Genomic DNA, 17,570 nt, shown 5'->3' on the forward strand with positions numbered 1-17,570 from the left:
GGGGCGGCGGCCGGTTCAGCCCCGGCGCCGGCGGATGTCCGCGACGGCCGTGTCGACGTAGCGGAGGAAATCCGGGCCGCCGTCCGCGATCCGGGCGCCCAGCTCGCGGCACCGCCGTTCCCGGGCGGGCGTGATCCGGCCGGAGAAGAACACCGCAGGACCGTCGAAGGTGCCCCGCTCCCGCCAGCGCGCGAGGTCCGCGAAGCCGACGTCGCGGTGGGTGCCGCGGGCCACGTCGGAGAGCAGCAGGTCGATCGGCAGCGTGCCGAGGACCTGCTCGGCGGTGCGTCCGTCCTCGGCCTGGACCACGTCGGCCCCCCGCAGTTCCAGACGGCGCACGTACTCCGTGTTGTTGCCCGGGTGGTCGTCCACCCACAGGATCCGGACGCCCGCGTAGTCGCCCCGCGGCGAGGGCGGAGCACCGTCCGCCGCGGGGTCCGGGTCCGGGGCGCCGCGCAGCGCGACCGGCCTCGCGGCGCCCCGCTGCAACCGCGTGACCAGCTCGTCCACCTGGTCGAGCCGCATCCACTCCTCGACGAGATGGACGAAGCCCTGGTCGCGGGCGAGCGCCGGGTAGACCGTGGGGAGCTCCTCCTCCAGCCGCGCGAGCACGGCCGCCCCGCCCTCGGGGTCGTCGGGATCCGGTGCCGCGAGGCCGTGCGCGGTCACCGAGGCCGTCGCGATCCGCCACTCCTCCGGGTCCGCCCGCACCCCCAGGCCGAGCACCCGCCGGGCCACCCGGTAGTCGAGGAACTCGCGGGCCGCGTGCGCGTGGAGGCCGTCGCGCGCGACGAGGACGCGGTAGAAGTCCGCGTACAGGTGCTGGAGCAGCAGTGTCCGGAGCACCGCTTCCGGTGTGAACCCGGCCCACACCGGGTTGAGCGCGCTCTCCAGGCCGAAGCCGTTGATCAGCCGCTTGATCCGGCGGGGGTTGCGGGACGAGCGGTCGGCGATCAGTCTCACCAGGTCGTCGTCGAGCAGTTCCCGCAGCCCTGAGCGTTCGGCGCAGTGCCGGACGTACGCCTCGATGTCGCCGTCGGCGGCGACCGGCAGCCGGTAGCTCGTCTGGAAGACCTTCTCCATGAACGCCGAGCCGGCCGGTCCCAGGTCCCGCAACAGCCCCGAGGGGCCGAGGGCCGACCGGTCGCAGCCGATGACGAAGGCGAGGCCGGGCACGTCCAGGTAGACCTTCACCGCCTCGCAGACCGCGAGCACCGTCTCCTCGGAGCAGCGGTCGAGGTCGTCGAGGAAGACGACCAGGAGCCGGCGGGGCTCGTACTCGGCGGACTCGGCCCACTCGGTGGCCAGGTCCCGCAGCGCGTCCCGCATGGCGTTGCGGGAGGAGGCGTCGACGGACAGGGCGCTCCACAACCGGTCGACGAGCCCGGCCGCCCCGAACGGCGCGCCGATCACGGTCAGCGTCGCCCCCACGGCCCTGATCAGCGTCCCGTGCTCGGACACCCGGTGCAGCGCACGCCGCAGGAAGCGCCGGTCGAACCGCATGAGGACGGACTTGATGAGCCCCTCCAGCGCGTCGGCCCCGGTGGAGGTCCAGGCGTTGTACCAGACGGTCTCGACGTCCTGCCGTTTCCGCAGCTCCGCCTCGACCAGCCGCATCAGCGTGCTTTTGCCCATGCCCCACCCGGCGTCCACGGCGAGTGTGAACGGGGTCGCGGTGCGCGAGTCGTGCAGCAGCCGGGCCAGCTCGCGGGCGGCCCGTCCGGCGCCCAGCAGATCGGCCTCCGCGTCGGCGACGGGTTCGTCGTTGAGCAGCGAGAAATCCACGGTGTCCCTCCCCCTTCGGCGCGCCAAACTACCCGTTCGGGGGATCGTGGGAGCCCCTTTCCGCGGCGCTGTCCGCGTCCGGGGCCAGGGTGGGGGCGGGCGGCCCCGACGAGGCCCGCGGGGGGCCGCCGTGAGCGATATCCGCACAAACCGCCGGGTCTCGCGTGGCGGACGACACGGCCCACGGGGCGCGACCGGGTCGTAAGCTCACGGACATGCAGGTGATCCAGTCGACCAAGCTCGCCAACGTCGGTTACGAGATCCGGGGCCCGGTGCTCGAGGAGGCGATGCGGCTGGAAGCGGCCGGTCACCGCATCCTGAAGCTGAACACCGGCAACCCGGCCGCCTTCGGATTCGAGTGTCCGCCCGAGATCCTGGAGGACATCCTCCGCAACGTCTCGACGGCCCACGGCTACGGCGATGCGAAGGGACTGCTGGCGGCGCGACGGGCGGTCGTCATGCACAACCAGACCCTCGGCATCGAGACGGACGTCGAGCACGTCTTCATCGGCAACGGCGTCTCCGAGCTGATCGTGATGGCGATGCAGGGACTGCTGGACGACGGGGACGAGGTCCTCGTACCGGCGCCCGACTACCCCCTGTGGACGGCCGCCGTCTCACTCTCCGGCGGTACGGCGGTGCACTACCGCTGCGACGAGCAGTCCGACTGGATGCCGGACCTCGCGGACGTGGAGCGGAAGATCACCGACCGCACCAAGGCGCTCGTCATCATCAACCCGAACAACCCGACGGGTGCGGTGTACGACGAGGCGATGCTGCGCGGGCTGACCGACATCGCGCGCCGGCACAACCTGCTGGTCTGCTCCGACGAGATCTACGACAAGATCCTCTACGACGAGGCCACGCACACCCCGACCGCCGCGATCGCCCCGGACCTGCTCACCCTCACCTTCAACGGCATGTCGAAGGCGTACCGGGTGGCCGGCTACCGGGTCGGCTGGATGTCGGTCTCCGGGCCGCGCGCGCACGCCGAGTCCTACATCGAGGGCCTGACGATCCTGGCGAACATGCGCCTGTGCGCCAACATGCCGGGTCAGCACGGCGTGGTCGCTGCGCTCAGCGGGCGGCAGACCATCAACGACCTGGTGCTGCCGGGCGGGCGGCTGCGGGAGCAGCGGGACGCCGCCCACGAGGCGCTGACCAGCATTCCGGGCGTGACCTGTGTGAAGCCGAAGGGCGCGCTGTATCTCTTCCCGCGGCTCGACCCCAAGGTCTTCAAGATCAAGGACGACCGGCAGATGGTCCTGGACCTGCTGCGCCAGGAGAAGATCATGGTCGTCCACGGCACCGGCTTCAACTGGCCCGAGCCCGACCACTTCCGGGTGGTGACCCTGCCCACGGCCAGCGACCTGCGCGAGGCGGTGGACCGGATCGGGAACTTCCTCGACGGCTACGGGCAACCCTGAGGCACGGTGCCCGGGCCTACCCCTGACGCCTCTCAATTTTAGATTGGATCTAATGTAGGATGGCTTCCTGGAGCATTCAGGAGGCCATCCCATGTACGAACCGATCCGTGCCAAGTCGGTCCACAGCACGATGGCCGACACCGCCTCGGACTTCCCCCACCGGTCCCGGGAGGAGGAGCTGGACATCCAGCTCGCGGGCCATCTCGCGGCGCTGCTCGCCGTCACGGACGAGCTGCGCGCGCTGGCGCCCGCCACCGACCTGGACACCGCGGCCGACCGGCTCGCCGGGCAGGTGGCCCGGCTGCGGGGAGGACAGGCGCCGGTCCGCATGCCGGTGACCGCCGCCCGGCCCGAGCCCCATCTGGCGGCCCTGCACCGGCGGGCGCACACCCTGGCGGGCCGCGCGCTGGTGGTGGCGGCCTCCCGCGCCGACACGGCGGTCGCGATCCTGACCGCCGAGCGCATGGACGCGCACGCCGCGGCCCTGGAGCCGCGCGGACTCGCGTCCCACTGAGCCCGTTCCCCGGGCTCCCCCGTACGGCCCCGGTCCGCGCGCACCCGCAGCGACGCGCGGACCGGGCGCCACTCACCCGGAATCCGGTGCGCCGGCCGAACGTCCGGCGCGTCAGCCCAGGACCACCGTCAGGATGACGAACAGCACGATGATCGCGAGGACGATGGCCCACACGGGCCAGTTCCCGCGCCGGTGCGGTTCCTCCGGGCCCCCGCCACGGGGGCGGTCCTCCTCCAGGTGCGAGTCGTCGGGCCGGTCACGTCGGTAGAAGTCGCCACCGTCTGCCATGGCGCATCCCTCCATCCCTCCTTCACCGGGCACTCGCACACCGGGTACCGCGGGCGGAGCGGCGCATTCCCGTCACCTGCCGGAGCGCCCGCCCGCCGGAGGACCACCCGGACCGAGGGACGGGGACACACCGAAGGGCCGGGTCCGTCGCACGCCGTTGTGCGGGGACCCGGCCCGATCGGGGCTCCCCCACGCTCCGGGGTACTGCGAGCTACTGGAGCGGAGGGAAGCCCCCTCGCGGCCGGCCTTCGTGACGACTTCGCGGGTCAGGGCTAGTCGGACCGGCCGCGGAGCCGGGTGGGGACGGGGTGACGGTCAGCCCAGGCGCTGCACCAGGGCCCGGTACTGGTCCCACAGCTCGGTGGGCGTGTGGTCGCCGAAGGTGTTCAGGTGCTCGGGGACGAGCGCCGCCTCCTCGCGCCACACCTCCTTGTCGACGCTGAGCAGGAAGTCCAGGTCGGCGTCGGAGAGGTCGAGGCCGTCGGTGTCCAGGGCCTCCTTGGTCGGCAGCACGCCGATCGGGGTCTCGACGCCGTCGGCCTTGCCCTCCAGGCGCTCCACGATCCACTTCAGGACGCGGCCGTTCTCACCGAAGCCGGGCCAGACGAACCTGCCCTCGTCGTCCTTGCGGAACCAGTTGACGTAGTAGATCTTCGGCAGCTTGGACTGGTCCTTGTCCTTGGCCACGTCGATCCAGTGACCCATGTAGTCGCCCATGTTGTAGCCGCAGAACGGCAGCATGGCGAACGGGTCGCGGCGCAGCTCGCCGACCTTGCCCTCGGCGGCGGCGGTCTTCTCGGAGGCCACGTTGGCGCCGAGGAAGACGCCGTGGTTCCAGTCGAAGGACTCCGTGACCAGCGGTACGGCGGTGGCGCGGCGCCCGCCGAAGAGGATCGCCGAGATCGGCACGCCCTTGGGGTCCTCCCACTCCGGCGCGATGATCGGGCACTGCGCGGCGGGCGTGGTGAAGCGGGCGTTGGGGTGCGCGGCGGGCGTACCGGACTCGGGCGTCCAGTCGTTGCCCTTCCAGTCGGTCAGGTGGGCGGGCGTCTCCTCGGTCATGCCCTCCCACCACACGTCGCCGTCGTCGGTGAGGGCGACGTTGGTGAAGACGGAGTTGCCCCACAGGGTCTTCATCGCGTTGGCGTTGGTGTGCTCACCGGTGCCGGGCGCGACGCCGAAGAAGCCGGCCTCGGGGTTGATGGCGTACAGGCGGCCGTCCTCGCCGAAGCGCATCCAGGCGATGTCGTCGCCGATGGTCTCCACGGTCCAGCCGGAGATCGTGGGCTCGAGCATGGCGAGGTTGGTCTTGCCGCAGGCCGAGGGGAAGGCGGCGGCGACGTACTTGGGCTCGACCCGGCTGGAGGCAAAGGGCGGCGGGGTCAGCTTCAGCACCAGCATGTGCTCGGCGAGCCAGCCCTCGTCGCGGGCCATGACGGAGGCGATGCGCAGGGCGTAGCACTTCTTGCCGAGCAGGGCGTTGCCGCCGTAGCCGGAGCCGTAGGACCAGATCTCGCGGTCCTCGGGGAAGTGCGAGATGTACTTGGTGCTGTTGCACGGCCACGGGACGTCCGCCTCGCCCTCGGCCAGCGGGGCGCCGAGGGTGTGCACGGCCTTGACGAAGAAGCCGTCGTCGCCGAGCTCGTCCAGGACCGGCTGTCCCATGCGGGTCATGGTGCGCATGGAGACGGCGACGTACGCGGAGTCGGTGATCTCGACGCCCAGCGCGGACAGCGGGGAGCCGAGGGGGCCCATGCAGAAGGGCACGACGTACATGGTCCGGCCGCGCATGGAGCCGCGGAACAGTCCGCCCTCGCCGCCCGTGCCCCGGAAGATCTCCCGCATCTCGGCGGGGTCCTTCCAGTGGTTGGTCGGGCCGGCGTCCTCCTCCTTGGCGGAGCAGATGAAGGTCCGGTCCTCGACGCGCGCGACGTCGGAGGGGTCGGAGGCCGCGTAGTAGGAGTTGGGGCGCTTGATCGGGTCGAGTTTGCGGAAGGTGCCCTTCGCCACGAGCTCCTCGCACAGTCGCTCGTACTCGGCCTCGGATCCGTCGCACCAGACCACGTCGTCCGGCTGGGTCAGTTCGGCGATCTCGTTCACCCACGAGACCAGTTCCCGATGGTTGGTGGGGACGGGGGGAGCCGCGATGTCGCGCGCCACGATTGCTCCTAAGTGAGGGTTTTTTGTTGGGAGGCCCCGTGGGGGCTGCGACCCGGATGCGTGACGACGACCCCTTGGGCGCTCATCCGGTGCCGACCGCACTCATTTGATCATCCGACGTGCGCGCCCATCTGTCCAGAGGGCGTCACACCTGAGCGGAGTGAGGATCGCCACGTACCGGGATCACGGGTGCGCCGCCGGGTACCCCGTGAGACGATGACCACTCAGCGAAGGCCAACGCCCGTACTGATGCGTAACTTACGGTCCCGTAGGTACCATGCGCCCATGACTGCGTCCGCCTCCGACGCGCCCACGGACACGCCGGCCGCCGGCCGCGGTCCCGTGGCGCACTCTCTGCCGCATCCGGTCAAGCCCAAGCTGCGCGGCTGGCTGCATCTCGGTATGTTCCCGGCCGTGCTCGTCGCGGGCCTGGTGCTCACCGCCCTCGCCGAGTCGCCCGAGGGGCGCATCGCCTGCGGGGTCTACGTCCTGACGGCCTGCCTGCTGTTCGGCGTCAGCGCGCTCTACCACCGGGGCAACTGGAGCCCGCGCATGGACGGCGTCCTGCGCCGCCTCGACCACGCCAACATCTTCCTGATCATCGCGGGCACCTACACCCCGCTCACGATGCTTCTCCTGCCGGACTCCCAGGGCCAGTGGCTCCTGTGGGGCATCTGGGCCGCCGCCGCGGCGGGCATCGTCTTCCGCGTCTTCTGGGTCGGCGCGCCGCGCTGGCTCTACACCCCCTGCTACCTCGCCATGGGCTGGGCGGCCGTCTTCTACCTCCCCGAGTTCATGCGGGCCGGCGGCATCGCCGTCCTGGTCCTGGTGATCGTGGGCGGCGTGCTCTACAGCGCGGGCGGCGTGATCTACGGCATCAAGCGGCCCAATCCCTCACCGCGCTGGTTCGGCTTCCACGAGGTCTTCCACTCCTTCACCCTGGCGGCCTTCATCGCGCACTACGTCGGGATCTCACTGGTCGCCTACTAGGCCTGGTCGCCTACCAGGACCTGTCGCTCACGCGTGCGACCGATGCCCGACAATGAACCGTATGACGGCCGCACGTTCCCCGCACTCCCCCGCCGACCGCCCCCGACCGGGCCTGTGGGAGCGGAAGAAGGCCAGGACCCGTGAGGCGATCCGCACCGCGACCTACGGGCTGATACGGGAACAGGGGTACGACGCCACGACGATCGAGCAGATCGCCGACCGCGCCGAGGTGTCCTACTCGACCGTCTGCCGCTACTTCCCGGTCAAGGAGGACATCGTCCTCACGGACGCGTACGACCCGGTCATGGCGGCGGAGCTCGCCGCCAGGCCCGCCGACGAGCCGTGGCCGACCTCGCTGCGGCACGTGCTGCGCAAGGTCGTGGGCGTCGGCATCGACGAGGACCTCGAACTGACCAGGCTGCGGACCCGGCTGATGGCCGAGGTGCCCGCGGTGCGCTCGCGGATGCTGGACGGCATGTCGGGCACCGGCCGGCTGGTCGCCCGCGCCATGGCCGACCGCACCGGCCTCGACCCCGAGGGCCTGGAGGTGCGGGTCGTCTCGATGTCCCTGATCGGCGGCCTGATGGAGGCATCGCGGTACTGGGCCGAGCACGGCCACGAGGGCAGCCTGGCCGACCTGGTCGACCGCGCCCTGGACGCCATGGAGCACGGCCTGCCCGCCACCGGAAAAGGCTGAGGCCGCGCCCCTGCCCCATGGCATTCTGGCCGGGTGAACGGTCCCGAGATCCACGTCGAATTCGCCCCCGAACTGCACCTGTTCGTCCCGCAGGCCCGCCGTACCGGCGCCGCCCGCGCCGCCACCGACGGTGTCTCCACACTCGGTCACGTCGTCGAGTCCCTCGGCGTCCCGCTCACCGAGGTCGGCACGCTCCTCGTGGACGGCCGCGAGGTACCGCCCGGGCACGTCCCCGCCGGCGGCGAGTCGGTGAGCGTACGCGCGGTCGAGCACCCCCAGAAGGTCCCGGGCGCCCCGCTGCGCTTCCTGCTCGACGTGCACCTCGGCACCCTCGCCCGCCGACTGCGGCTGCTCGGTGTGGACACGGCGTACGAGTCGACGGACCTCGGCGACCCGGCGCTCGCCGCGCTGTCGGCGGCCGAGAAGCGGGTCATGCTCAGCCGCGACCGCGGCCTGCTGCGCCGCCGCGAACTGTGGGCCGGCGCCTACGTCTACAGCACCCGCCCGGACCAGCAACTGCACGACGTCCTGGACCGGTTCCGGCCCGAGCTGCACCCGTGGACCCGGTGCACCGCCTGCAACGGACTGCTGCGGGCTGCCACCAAGGAGGAGGTGGCGGACCAGCTCAAGGGCGGGACCGAGCGGTCGTACGACGTGTTCGCGCGGTGCCGGGCGTGCGGGCGCGCGTACTGGAAGGGCGCGCACCACGAGCAGTTGGAGGCCATCGTGGCGCGGGCGGTGAGCCGGGGCACTCAGGAGGGTTGAGTACGCGGACCGGTCCCCCGGGCCGGTCCCACGGTCCTGCCCCCCGGTCCGGCCCACCGCCCGCGCGCTCACGCCGGGCGCGCCGGTCCTCAGCGGCGCCTGACGTCCCCCTTGCCGCAGGCGACGCCGTCCCCGTCCGGGTCCAGGCGCAGCGGGTCGTCCTGGCCGTTGACCGCCAGGCGGCCGTAGTCGTTGCGCTTCAGCCAGTCGCAGCGGGCGGCCGTCGTCTGCTTCACCTCGGCCGGGAAGGCGGTCGGCACGCAGACGTTGGCGGAGCCGTAGTGCCGGTCGCAGCCGGAGACGGTGGGGCCGACCGGCTGCGAGGCGCGCTCAGGGCCGGGCTCGGTCACCTCGCCCGAGGGCGCGTCGGCGAAGGAGTGCACGTGCGCCGAGGCGTCGTCGGCGGCGAGGGCCTGCGGACCCTGGAGGTGCACCCACTTGGCGACCGAGGGCACGCCGTTCGCGTCGACGGCGAAGAGCATGTACCAGCCGGGCGGGGCCAGGTTGGGGTTGCTCGTCACGTTCAGGTCGACGTTGTTCCCGTCCACCGACAGCGGCAGGTCCACGAACCGCTGGTTCGGGTCGGAGGAGTGGGTGACGGCGGCCGGGCGGATCAGCTCGGCCTTGGCGATGGGCCGGTCGACGGTGATCCGCTGGGTGTCGCCGTAGTTCCACTCCGTGTCGATGACCGAGGTGATCGCCGGACGCTCGCCCTTGAGCAGGTAGGGCGGGGTGTAGATCGACACGTCGTGGTTCCAGGAGCCGTTGCCCGGGTTGTCGCCGGTCGTCATCACGCGCCCGTCGGGCAGCAGGAACGCCGAGGAGTGGTAGCCGCGGGCCTCCGGGTCCACCGCGACCGGGTCGAAGGTCTCCGTCTCCGGGTCGAAGATCGACGTCTCGAACACCGGGTTGGCCCGGTTGTGCAGGGCACCGCCGGTCTCCAGCACCTTGCCGTCGGGCAACAGCACGGTGGAGACGTACATCTTGCCCTGGCCGCCGGTCTGCGGGACCGGGCCGTTGCCGAGGTCGACCGTGCCCTGCGGGAGCGGCGGCCCGGCGACGTAGGCCGGGTTGGGCCGCTTGAGGTCGATGATGTCGGTCAGGCGGTTGGCGTCCGGGTTGGAGTCGATGTTGCCGCCGCCGACCGTCAGCACCTTCTGGTCCTGCGCCGGGGGAAGCAGCACGCTGGCGGACTGGTCGCGCACGTCCTTGTCCTGGAGACCCGGCACCTGGGTGACGGTGTTGGCGTCGTAGTCGTAGATCGCCGAGCCGGTGCCCGGGATGTTGTTGCCGAAGACGTGGCTGCCCGAGTAGAAGAGCCGGCCGTCCTGCATCAGGATCATCGACGGGTACAGGCCCCAGTACGACCAGGTCTGGTTGACCTGCCAGGTCGGCAGCCACTTCTGCTGCGCGTCCGACCACCGCTCGGCCGTCACCGACCCGGTGGAGTCCTCGCGCAGCCCGCCGAAGGAGACGACGTCGCCGTTGCCGAGGATCGTCGCCGACGGGTACCAGTGGCCGTCGTTCATGTCGTTGGTCCTGGTGTAGGTCTCGGTCTCCGGGTCGAAGACGTACGAGTCCTTGTAGCCCTGGTAGCCGATGGTGCCGTCCGCGGACGGGTAGCCCTTGTTGCCGCTCATGACGAGGACGCGGCCGTCCTTGAGCTGCACGTGCCCGGCACAGAACATGTCCTTGGGCGTCGGGATCGTCCGGTACCGACCGGTCGCCGGGTCGTACACCGCCGACGTGAAGGTGCCCGCCTCGAACATCTCCGGGTCGTTGCCGGAACCCGCGATCAGCAGCACCTTGCCGTTGTGGAGCACGACGGAGTGCATGGAACGCACCGGGTTCCGCGTGGGCAGCACGTCCCAGCGGCCGTTGGCGCACTCCTCGGCGGTGCCCGTGCACTCCGGCTGCGGGACCGGGTCGGCGACCTGCTCCATCGTGTAGTCGTCGGTGGTCGCGGAGCCGGTGCCGTAGACGGAGACGCCCCAGCTGATGCGGTCGGTGCCGGCCGGGACCTCGGGCGTGCGGACGCTCGCCCCGGTCCAGTCGGCGGCCATGTCGAGGGTCTTGAGGTCGGCCCAGTACTGCCAGCCCGTGGTGGCGTCGTGCCGGAAGAGGGTGAGGGCGGCGTCGGGGGTCGTGGTCCTGTACCAGAGGGACAGGTCGTACTGCTTGCCCGCCGTCACCACCGGCGCGCACTCGGCGGACTCGGTGATCAGGGCCTTGCGGTCGCCGTCGACCCGGCGGGTCAGCTCGACCTTCATGGCCCTGGACCCGGTGTGCGCGTCGGCGGTGGTGGTGAAGGCGAAGTCGTTGTCGCCCCAGCCGGACTTCTCCCAGCAGTACGGCATGTCGCCGCCGCCGGCGGTCTCGAAGCCGGGGTTCTTGATCAGGTTGGCGGCCGAGGCGGGCTGGGGGGCGGTCAGGAGGAGCCCGCCGGTGAGCGCGGACACCGCCAGGAGGGCGGAGGTCCTCCTTCGGGGGCTCGTTCGGGGGCCTCTTCGGGTACTCCGTCGGGGTCTTCTCATGCGTCACTCCTTGCTGTGCGGGCCGTACGGCGTCGGCGCGGGAGGTACACGAGCGCCTCCGTCCCGGCGAAGCGCAGGACGAAGGTGATGACGAGGGCCAGGACGGTGGCGGGCAGCACGGCCAGCCCGAACTGCCCGACGAGCAGGGCGATGAGCGGGATGCGCAGCACCAGGTCGGCGTTGGAGATCAGCGCGAACCGCAGGGTACGGTCGGCCCAGTGCCGGTGCCGGCGCCGGTCGTGGAAGAGCAGCCGCTCCAGCAGCAGGAAGTTCCAGGCCACGCCGAACTGGTTGGCGAGGATCTCGGCCGGCAGGTAGTGCAGTCCGGCCTCGGTCAGCGCCCACAGGGCGGCCAGGTTGGGCACGAAGCCGCTCAGCCCGATCAGCCCGAACACGATCATGCGGGCCGGCGCCGAGGCGGTGCGCAGCCCGAACAGGTGGCGCAGGAAGCGCAGTCCCTCCCGCACGGTGGACCTGGACTCGCCGGCGAACCGCTCCTCGAAGACGAACGGCACCTCGGTGACCGCCCGGGGGCGGCGGCGGACGGCGAGCCCGAGCAGGGTCTTGCAACCGGGCGGCTCGAGCACGTCCGCGGTGACCTCGCTGCGGCGGATGGCGAAGAAGCCGCTCATCGGGTCGCTGATGCCCCGCAGCCGGCGCGGGAAGAGGGCCTTGGTCAGCCAGGTCGCCGCGCGTGAGAGGGCCACCCGGTGGCTCACGGCGCGGCCGGCGCGGCTGCCGCCCCTGAGGTAGCGGGAGGCGACGACGAGGCCGGCGCCCGCCCGCTCGCCGGTGGCGACCAGGTCGGGCACCAGGGAGGGCGGATGCCGGCAGTCGCCGTCCATGACGACGATCCAGTCCGACCCGGCCGCCTTCACGCCCTCGGCGACCGCGCCGCCGAGCCCCCCGGCCGACTCGTCCCGGTGCAGGACGGTCACCGGGAAGGGGCAGTCGAGCGCCGCCGCGCGGATCACGTCCGGGGTGTCGTCGGTGGAGTCGTCCACGAAGACGACCTCGCAGGGCAGCCGGGCGGGCACGGACTCGGTGATCAGCCGCAGCAACCGCCGTACGTCGCCGGACTCGTCGAAGGTCGGTACGACGAGGGTGACGGCGCCCGGCTCGGGCACCTCCGAGGCGGGTACGGCCGGACGGTCCAGCTCGCCGGGGACGGTGGACTCGTGGCTCATCGGGCGGCTCCGGAGGGCTGGATCCGGCGGATCTCGATGCGGTCCGCACCGGTGCCGAAGACGGCGACCGGGGTCGAGTGGTTCATGGCGGCCTCGACGTTGGGCAGATCGACCGCGTCGCGCCGCACCGTCGGGGAGGCGACCACGTAGTCGATGTCGCGCCAGCCGCCCGGCATCGTCCTGGTCACCGCCGGGTCCAGGTCGGCCTTGTAGAACCAGATGACTCCGAGTCCGGGCCGGTACCCGGCGTGCACCAGGTCCAGCCAGAGCGCGTCGTCGACGAGTACCCGGGTGTCGGCGGGGTCCGCCACCTCGGTGGCCAGCCAGTCGGCGGCGGCCTCGTAGGGCGCGTTGGCATCGGCGGTGACGGCGGTGCGGTCGCCCTCGTACCAGCGGGGTACGACGTGGGCGGCGGCGGCGAGCACCAGGACGCCGGCGAGGGCGTACCGGCCGGCGGTCAGGGCCCGTCCCTCGCCCTGCGCCCGCCCTCTGCGCAGCACGGCGTGGACGACGCTCGCCGCGCCTCCGGCCAGGACCAGGGCGAGGAAGGGCAGGGCCTGGATGACGTACATCGCGGGCAGGTAGCCGTTCGGGCGCAGGGCGAGGGCGGCGAGGATCGCCACCGCCAGGGCGGGTCCGGCCAGGGCCCGTGCGGTGACCGACCAGCGCCAGGTGGCCAGCAGGAGCAGCGCCCCGGCGAGGCCGCCGAGCGGCAGGACGCGGTCGTAGTACAGCCAGGACTGCAGGACGCCCCAGGAGCCGGAACCCTCGTCGAGGACGAAGCCCGAGCCGGGGCGGGTCAGCTGGTACTCGATGCCCTCCCACAGGGAGACGTGCCCGCCGCCCGGCAGCAGCTCGCCCTTGAGCAGCGCGAACAGCGGATAGGACAACCCGATGAGCACACAGGCCGTGACGGCGCCGGTCACCGCGAACTTGCGGGTGTCCCTGTGGCTGTGCCGCCACAGGGTGACCAGCAGGGCGGGCAGGACGACGAGCATCGTCTCCTTGGTGAGCACCGCCGTGGCGGCGGCGATGCCCGCGCCGAAGTGGTGCCACAGGTGCCGGCTCGGCGAGGCGGCGAGCGCGAACGCCAGCAGGGTCCACATCACCGCGAGGTTGTCGAGGAAGATCTCCCGCTGGAGCACGACCGACAGCGGGGAGAGCCCGAAGAGGGCCATGGCGAGCCCGGCCGCCCAGCGGGGCAGGGAGAGCCGGCGGGCGATGACGAAGACCAGGACCGCGGAGACGGCGCTGACGAGCAGCATCGCGCCGCGCATGGCGCCGACGGTCATCGACTCGGGGCTGAGCAGCGCGGGTATCCAGGTCAGCAGGGCTATCTGGATCCAGCCGAGCGGCGGGTGGTCGTACCAGTAGGTGTAGTGGGCGAGGCCCTCGCCCTGCTGGACGGTCCAGGCCTGGGCGAGGTAGGTACCCTCGTCGTCGCTGAGGGCCGGGTAGTCGGAGATGTTCCAGCCCTGCACGAGCATGATCGCCACGAGGAGGGTGCCGCACAGCAGCAGGTCGGTGCGCAAGGAGCGCGGGCGGCCCGGCGGTGCGGCCGCGCGAGGTGCCGTACCGGTGTCCTGCGCAGGCCGGTGCCGCGCGGGGACCTCGGTACCGGTCGCCGCGGGACGGGTGGAGGTCACGCGGGAACGTCCTCTCGGTCCACGGGCACGAGGTGCGCGCCGACATGGCTGGTCAACTCCCACTCGTCGCGACCGCGTTGCTCACGCCATACGGCGCGGACGGCGGCCCCGGCGAGGAGGACCTGGTAGAAGGGGCCGCCGACGATCAGCTTCACGTAGTGCGTGAAGCGGACCCTGAGGCCGTACTGCTTGCCGAAGTCGTGCAGGCCGACGACCTCGAAGACGAAGGTGACCAGGGCGGTGACGGCCGGCAGGAAGGTGACGAAGGCGATGCCGACGGGCACGTCCAGGAAGAGCGCCACGGCCACGTTGAGCGGGATGATCACGCCGGTGAAGGCCTGGAGGAAGGGCGTCATCAGGGTGTAGCGGGCCAGCAGCCGCTGGGTGAAGGTGGGCAGTTGCCTCCAGTCCTTCTTCCGGTACACCTGGAGGAAGCCCTGGTTCCAGCGGGTGCGCTGCTTGAGCAGGGACACGAGCGTGCCCGGGGTCTCCTCCCGGGTGACCATGTCGGAGTCGTAGGCGACGACGACCTTCTTGCCGGTGCTGGAGAGCCGGACGCCGAGGTCGCAGTCCTCGGCCAGGCAGTCGGGGTCCCAGCCGTCGGCCGCCCGGAGCACGTCGGTGCGCACGAAGACGGTGTTGCCGCCGAGCGGGATGAACCCTTTCTGCGCGTGCAGGTGCAGCCGGGAGCGGAACCAGAAGAAGTACTCCAGGCAGTTGCGCAGGCTGTACCAGCTGGAGTGGAAGTTGATCAGCTGGACCCCGCCCTGGACGACGTCGGCGCCGGTGGTGCGGAACGCGTGGTCGACGTGGGCGAGCAGCGCGGGGTGGACCTGGTCCTCGGCGTCGAAGACCCCGACGACGTCGCCGCGGCAGTGCGGCAGCGCCGTGTTCATGGCCTTCGGCTTGTTCTTCTTCTCGTGGGTGTCGACGACGACCCGCACCCGCGGATCGCGGTCGGCGGCCCGTTCGGCGACGGCGGTGGTCTCCGGATCGTCGTGTCCGACGATCACGATGATCTCGAAGTCGGTGTGCGTCGAGGTCAGCAGCCGCTGGATGGTGTGGTCGAGCACGGCCTGCTCGTGCCGCGCGGGCACGAGCAGCGAGAACGACACGTGCTCGTCCCCGTCCGGCCGGCTGAACCGGGTGGAGGCGAGCACCTCCGGCGTACGCCAGGCATGCATCTGCCACCACAGCGTGAACGCCGCCATCCAGAAGAGCGCCAGGGAAACCGCGGCGATGACGACGGACGTGAGCAAAAGATCCCCCCAGATCTTGAAATCCCCCGGCCGCGGCGGCGGCGCACCCGTGACCCGGGCACCCGCTCCACCGCGGTTCGGGGAAGAGGTTAGGGGGTTTCTGTGAAACTCATCCACCCTTTCGGTGAAGAAGGTATTTCCTCACCTTGCGGACGGGGTCTGGACAGTTCGCCCGCCGGTCGCGTTCCGCATGCTTCCGTTCATGTCGTTTCAGCTGTTCAGAGCGGTACGCAGGCGCTCCGGATCGGTCGTCGGCGCGTCGCAGGTGAAGTTGCGGCAGACGTACGCGGCCGGTGCCCCGCCCACCAGCGGGCGGTCGGCGAGCAGCGGGAACTCGTCGCTCCCCTCGACTCCGAAGGCGACGACCGCACCGGGCGCCGTCCCCAGGAGTGCCGTACGGTGCAGTCCCCGTGCCGCGCTGTCACCCGGCTCGGGTCCCACGACGGCGACTTCCCGGGGGCCGTCGAGCAGCGCCTCGGCGGCGGCGAGCCCCCAGCCGATGAAGCGCGGAACCCTCGGACCGAGCGCCTTCACCACGCCCAGGGCGTGCTCGGCGGCGGTGCGGTGCGGTCCGGAGCCGGTGTGGGCGGCGTAGGACAGCAGGGCGTTCGCGGCGGCGGTCCAGCCGGACGGGGCGGCGTTGTCGGTGGGGTCCTGCGGGCGGCGGATCAGTTGCTCGGCGTCGGCCGCGGTGTCGTAGAGGGAGCCGGAGTCGTCCGTGAAGCGGGTGAGGACGTGGTCGAGCAGCAGCCCGGCGAAGTCCAGCCAGACGCCCTCCCCGGTGACCGACGCGAGGGCGAGGAAGCCCTCCGCCACGTCGGCGTAGTCCTCCAGCACCCCGGCGTTGGCGCCGGCCCGGCCGTCCTTGCTGGTGCGGGAGAGCCGGGCCTGCTCGTCGAGGTGCAGCCGCACCAGCAGGTCGGCGGCGCCGACGGCGGACTCCACCAGGTCGGGACGCTCGAAGTAGGCGCCGGTCTCGGCGAGTGCGGCGATCGCGAGGCCGTTCCAGGCGGCGACCACCTTGTCGTCCCGGCCGGGGGCGGGACGCCCGGCCCGCGCGGCCAGCAGCCGCTCCCTGACCGAGGCGATCCGCCCGGCGTCGAAGACGCCCTCCTGCTGCGGCAGTTGCAGCACCGAGGAGCCGTGCTCGAAGGTGCCCTCCAGGGTCACACCGAAGTACCGCGCGGCGAGTCCCGCGTCCTCGGCGCCGAGTACCTCGGTGAGCTGCGCGGGCGTCCAGACGTAGTACGCGCCCTCGACGTGCCGCCCCGTCCCGTCGTCACTGTCGGCGTCCAGCGCGGAGGCGAAGCCGCCCTCGGCGGTGCGCAGTTCACGCACCATGAAGTCGGCGGTCTCCAGCGCGACGCGGCGGGCGAGGTCGGAGCCGGTGGCCCGCCACAGGTGGGCGTAGACCCGGCACAGCAGGGCGTTGTCGTACAGCATCTTCTCGAAGTGGGGCACGACCCACTCCCGGTCGACGGAGTACCGCGCGAAGCCGCCGCCGAGCTGGTCGTAGATCCCGCCGCGCGCCATCCGCTCGCAGGTGTCGCGGGCCATCTCCAGCGCGCCGTCGGCACCGGTGCGCGCGTGGTGGCGCAGCAGGAACTCGATCACCATGGACGGCGGGAACTTCGGTGCCCCGCCGAACCCGCCCCGCTGCGGGTCGTACTCCCGGGTGAGCCCGAGCAGCGCCCGCCCCAGCTCGCCCTCCCCGGGCACCCGCGCGTCGCCGTAGGAGATCTCCCGCCCGGCGAGGTCCCGCACGATCTTCCCCGCGACCTCGGTGACCTCGTCCCGCCGGTCCGCCCACGCCTGCTGGACGCCCTGGAGCACCTGCCGGAACGAGGGCATGCCGTGCCGGGGCTCGGGCGGGTAGTACGTGCCGAAGTAGAAGGGCTGCGCGTCCGGCGTGAGGAACACGGTCATGGGCCAGCCGCCCTGCCCGGTCGCCGCCTGCACCGCCTCCATGTAGACGGCGTCGACGTCGGGGCGCTCCTCGCGGTCGACCTTGACGCTGACGAAGTGGGAGTTGAGGAACTCGGCGGTCGGGCCGTCCTCGAACGACTCGTGCGCCATGACGTGGCACCAGTGGCAGGCGCTGTACCCCACGCTCAGCAGGACGGGGACGTCCCGCCGACGGGCCTCCTCGAACGCGGCGGGCTCCCACGGCCACCAGTCCACAGGGTTGTCCGCGTGCTGAAGGAGGTACGGAGACGTGGCGTGCGCGAGTCGGTTGGACATGCCTCCATCCTCGCGCACCCACCGGGCACCGCGCCCGTGCGCCACGGGAAGGGGCACGGGGCCGGCGCCCCCGCCGT

General features: G+C 71.8%; 13 protein-coding genes. 5 read left to right on the plus strand and 8 right to left on the minus strand.

All coding sequences use genetic code 11. From position 1 onward, the window contains the following. Window positions 1-15: 15 nt before the first annotated feature. Complete coding sequence (locus RM812_RS22400; RefSeq protein WP_311575019.1) at window positions 16-1,785, minus strand: P-loop NTPase fold protein; 1,770 nt, start codon at window positions 1,783-1,785, stop codon at window positions 16-18. Window positions 1,786-2,000: 215 nt separating this feature from the next. Here RM812_RS22400 and RM812_RS22405 point away from each other — a divergent pair, with 215 nt between their 5' ends. Together RM812_RS22405 and RM812_RS22410 are read left to right on the plus strand one after the other, a co-directional pair. After that, window positions 2,001-3,212 (plus strand): pyridoxal phosphate-dependent aminotransferase, encoded by a 1,212-nt coding sequence (locus RM812_RS22405; RefSeq protein ID WP_311575020.1) that lies wholly within the window; start codon window positions 2,001-2,003, stop codon window positions 3,210-3,212. A gap of 91 nt (window positions 3,213-3,303) precedes the next feature. After that, on the plus strand, window positions 3,304-3,726 hold the full coding sequence (locus tag RM812_RS22410) for an SCO4983 family protein (protein ID WP_311575021.1): 423 nt from the start codon (window positions 3,304-3,306) through the stop codon (window positions 3,724-3,726). A gap of 111 nt (window positions 3,727-3,837) precedes the next feature. Here RM812_RS22410 and RM812_RS22415 read toward each other — a convergent pair whose 3' ends face one another. Both RM812_RS22415 and RM812_RS22420 read right to left on the minus strand, forming a co-directional pair. Further along, the gene (locus tag RM812_RS22415) at window positions 3,838-4,014 is read right to left on the minus strand and encodes a hypothetical protein (RefSeq protein ID WP_311575022.1); all 177 of its coding nucleotides are present in this window, start codon (window positions 4,012-4,014) and stop codon (window positions 3,838-3,840) included. A 315-nt stretch (window positions 4,015-4,329) separates the two neighbouring features. After that, complete coding sequence (locus RM812_RS22420) at window positions 4,330-6,174, minus strand: phosphoenolpyruvate carboxykinase (GTP) (protein WP_311575023.1); 1,845 nt, start codon at window positions 6,172-6,174, stop codon at window positions 4,330-4,332. Window positions 6,175-6,459: 285 nt separating this feature from the next. On the opposite strand from RM812_RS22420, the gene trhA reads away from it, so the two are divergent. From trhA to RM812_RS22435, 3 genes are all read left to right on the plus strand, one after another. Continuing rightward, a complete protein-coding gene (gene trhA, locus RM812_RS22425; protein ID WP_311575024.1) occupies window positions 6,460-7,164 on the plus strand; it encodes a PAQR family membrane homeostasis protein TrhA in 705 nt (234 codons plus the stop codon). 61 nt (window positions 7,165-7,225) lie between these two features. Then, on the plus strand, window positions 7,226-7,861 hold the full coding sequence (locus RM812_RS22430; RefSeq protein ID WP_449657845.1) for a TetR/AcrR family transcriptional regulator: 636 nt from the start codon (window positions 7,226-7,228) through the stop codon (window positions 7,859-7,861). Window positions 7,862-7,894: 33 nt separating this feature from the next. Continuing rightward, on the plus strand, window positions 7,895-8,626 hold the full coding sequence (locus RM812_RS22435) for a Mut7-C RNAse domain-containing protein (protein WP_311575026.1): 732 nt from the start codon (window positions 7,895-7,897) through the stop codon (window positions 8,624-8,626). A gap of 89 nt (window positions 8,627-8,715) precedes the next feature. Here the strand turns inward: RM812_RS22435 and RM812_RS22440 are convergent, their stop codons facing one another. The 5 genes from RM812_RS22440 to RM812_RS22460 all read right to left on the minus strand — a co-directional run bounded on the left by RM812_RS22440 (window position 8,716) and on the right by RM812_RS22460 (window position 17,493). Then, window positions 8,716-11,160, minus strand: coding sequence for a galactose oxidase early set domain-containing protein (locus tag RM812_RS22440; RefSeq protein ID WP_311575027.1), 2,445 nt, complete (start codon window positions 11,158-11,160; stop codon window positions 8,716-8,718). Continuing rightward, window positions 11,157-12,347 carry a glycosyltransferase gene (locus RM812_RS22445; protein WP_311575028.1) on the minus strand — a complete coding sequence of 397 codons (1,191 nt, stop codon included), beginning with the start codon at window positions 12,345-12,347 and terminating at the stop codon, window positions 11,157-11,159. Before RM812_RS22445 ends, RM812_RS22440 begins: the two co-directional genes overlap by 4 nt. Continuing rightward, window positions 12,344-13,993, minus strand: coding sequence for an ArnT family glycosyltransferase (locus RM812_RS22450; RefSeq protein ID WP_311575029.1), 1,650 nt, complete (start codon window positions 13,991-13,993; stop codon window positions 12,344-12,346). The genes RM812_RS22445 and RM812_RS22450 overlap by 4 nt, the downstream gene beginning before the upstream one ends. Continuing rightward, window positions 13,990-15,252, minus strand: coding sequence for a glycosyltransferase (locus RM812_RS22455; protein WP_311575030.1), 1,263 nt, complete (start codon window positions 15,250-15,252; stop codon window positions 13,990-13,992). The genes RM812_RS22450 and RM812_RS22455 overlap by 4 nt, the downstream gene beginning before the upstream one ends. 210 nt (window positions 15,253-15,462) lie before the next feature. After that, complete coding sequence (locus RM812_RS22460) at window positions 15,463-17,493, minus strand: thioredoxin domain-containing protein (protein WP_311575031.1); 2,031 nt, start codon at window positions 17,491-17,493, stop codon at window positions 15,463-15,465. Window positions 17,494-17,570 lie beyond the last annotated feature (77 nt).

The organism is Streptomyces lancefieldiae, assembly GCF_031845825.1.
GTDB lineage: Bacteria > Actinomycetota > Actinomycetes > Streptomycetales > Streptomycetaceae > Streptomyces > Streptomyces lancefieldiae.